Here is a 2,694-nt window from a genome sequence, read left to right on the forward strand (position 1 = left end):
GAGCGCGACGGCGCGGCGGGCGCGGGTGGCGGTGAGGGCGCGCGCCAGGGCCGGGACCTTCAGGTGGGGCAGGACGCTGGTGAACCAGGAGCCGGGGCCGAACACGATCCAGTCGGCGTCCTCGACGGCGGCGAGGGCCTCGGGGCAGGCGGGCGGGTCGGCGGGCACGAGCGACACCCCGAGCACGGTGCCGGGCGTCTTCGCGCAGGCGACCTGCCCTTTGACGTGGGTGATCTCGTCGGGGCGGGCGGGGTCGGCGCCGCGGACCTCGGCGACGATGTCCATCGGGACCGCGGCCATCGGCAGCACCCGGCCGTGCGCGCCGAGCAGCCGCCCGACCCAGTCGAGCCCGGCGACGGTGGAGCCGCCGGGCGCGTCGGCGGCGCCGGCCCCGAGGAGTTCCCACAGCGCGACGATGAGGAGGTTGCCGACGGCGTGGTCGCGCAGGTCGCCCTGGCTGCGGAAGCGGTGCTGGACGACGTCCCGCCAGGTCTGGCCCCATTCGTCGTCGCCGCACAGCGCGGCGAGCGCCATCCGCAGGTCGCCGGGCGGCAGCACGCCGAGCTCGCGGCGGAGGCGTCCGCTGGAGCCGCCGTCGTCGGCGACGGTCACGATCGCGGTCAGCCGGTCGGTGACGCGGCGCAGTGCCGACAGCGAGGCGTAGAGGCCGTGGCCGCCGCCGAGCGCGACGACCTTCGGGCCGTTGGGCTTCACCGTGCCGTTTTCCTGCTCTCCTCGTGCGGGGCCCGCGCCGGGTTCCGGGCGGGCGTCACTCGCGGCCGAGGTCACGGTGGGCGACCTGCACCTCGATGCCCTCGTCCCGCAGGCGGGCGGCGATCTGTTCCGCCATGGCCACACTACGGTGTTTGCCGCCGGTGCAGCCCACGGCGAGGGTCACGTAGTGCTTGCCCTCCCGCTCGTACCCGGCGGACAGCAGGCGCAGGACCTCGGCATAGGCGTCCAGGAACTCCTTGGCGCCGCGCTGGCCGAGCACGTAGTCGCGGACGGCGGTGTCGCGGCCCGTCTTCGGCCGCAGCTCCGGCACCCAGTGCGGGTTCGGCAGGAACCGGCAGTCGACGACGAGATCGGCGTCGACCGGCAGGCCGTACTTGTAGCCGAACGACACGACGGTCGCGCGCAGGCTGGACTCGCCGGTGTCGTTGCCGAAGAACCCGATGATCTTGTTGCGCAGCTCGTGCACGTTGAGGCCGCTGGTGTCGATCACCAGGTCGGCCTCGGCGCGGACCTCGCGGACCAGTTCGCGCTCCCGCGCGATACCGTCGACGAGGCGCCCGTCGCCCTGCAGCGGGTGGGGCCGGCGCACGCTCTCGAAGCGGCGCACCAGGTCGGCGTCGCTCGCCTCCAGGAACACGACCCGGGGGTGGACGCCACGGGCCTCCAGCTCCGCGATCGAGGAGTGCAGGTCCTCGGTGAAGGCGCGGCTGCGCACGTCCACGACGACGGCGATGCGGGGCACCGCGTCCTTCACCCGGCCGCCGAGGTCGGCCATCGTGGCCAGCAGTCCCGGCGGCAGGTTGTCGACCACGAACCAGTCGAGGTCCTCCAGCGACTTGGCCGCGGTGCTGCGGCCCGCTCCGGACATGCCGGTGATTATCACGATGTCCGGGATCTTCGTCTCGGTGCTCATGACCGCCTCCCCCTGTGCTCCCCGTCCACGCCGGCGCCGATGCCGCCGCCGTCCCCGCCGCGCGCGCCGGGCCGTCCCGGCGGGACCCCGGCGCCGTGCAGGGCCGCGACGATGCCCTCGGCGCTGCGCATGCCGATTCCCGGGACCTCGGCGACCTGCTCGGGCGTCGCGTCCTTCAGCCGCTTCAGCGAGCCGAAGTGTTTCAGCAGCGCCGCGCGGCGCGCCGGGCCCAGACCAGGAACGTTATCGAGTTCGCTCATCGTCATGGACTTGGATCGCCGTTGCCGGTGGAAGGTGATGGCGAAGCGGTGGGCCTCGTCGCGGATCCGCTGGACGAGGAACATGCCCTCGCTGTTGCGCGGGAGGACGACCGGGTCGGCCTCGCCGGGCAGCCACAGCTCCTCCAGCCGCTTGGCGATGCCGCAGACCGCGATGTCGTCGACGCCCAGCTCGTCCAGCGCCCGCTGCGCGGCGGCGACCTGCGGCGGGCCCCCGTCGACGAGCACCAGGTTGGGCGGGTAGGCGAACTTGCGCGGCCGCCCGGTCTCGGGGTCGATCGGCTGGTGCGCACCCTCTTCGGGGTCGGCGGCGTCCCCGAGGTGGTCCAGTTCGCCGGTCTTCTCGGTCTCGGCGAGGTAGCGCTTGAACCTGCGGGTGATGACCTCGTGGATGGAGCGGACGTCGTCCTGGCCCTCGACGGCCTTGATCGTGAACCGGCGGTACTCGCCCTTGCGGGCCAGGCCGTCCTCGAACACGACCATCGACGCGACGACGTTCGTGCCCTGCAGGTTCGACACGTCGTAGGACTCGATGCGCAGCGGCGCCTCGTCCAGCTCCAGCGCGTCCTGGATCTCCTGGAGGGCGCGGCTGCGGGTCGTCAGGTCGGACGTGCGGCGCGTCTTGTGCAGCTTGAGCGCCTCGTGCGCGTTGCGGGCGACGGTCTCCAGCAGGGCCTTCTTGTCGCCGCGCTGCGGGACGCGGAGCCGGACGGGCCCGCCGCGCTGCTCCGACAGCAGCTCGGTCATGGCCTCCTCGTCGGGCGGGAG

The 2,694-nt window shown here is 73.5% G+C and carries 3 protein-coding genes; all 3 read right to left on the reverse strand.

The annotated features are described in order from the left end of the window. The coding region (gene yvcK, locus E1266_RS36725; protein WP_207946148.1) for a uridine diphosphate-N-acetylglucosamine-binding protein YvcK at positions 1–714 on the reverse strand (714 nt) is incomplete at its 3' end. Positions 715–769: 55 nt separating this feature from the next. Next, a complete protein-coding gene (gene rapZ / locus E1266_RS36730) occupies positions 770–1,648 on the reverse strand; it encodes an RNase adapter RapZ (RefSeq protein ID WP_132055135.1) in 879 nt (292 codons plus the stop codon). Then, positions 1,645–2,694: excinuclease ABC subunit UvrC (gene uvrC, locus E1266_RS36735; protein ID WP_132055137.1), on the reverse strand; the 1,050-nt coding region annotated here is incomplete at its 5' end. The genes rapZ and uvrC, both read right to left, overlap by 4 nt.

Origin of the sequence: Actinomadura sp. 7K534 (assembly GCF_004348575.1) — a bacterium.
GTDB lineage: Bacteria > Actinomycetota > Actinomycetes > Streptosporangiales > Streptosporangiaceae > Spirillospora > Spirillospora livida.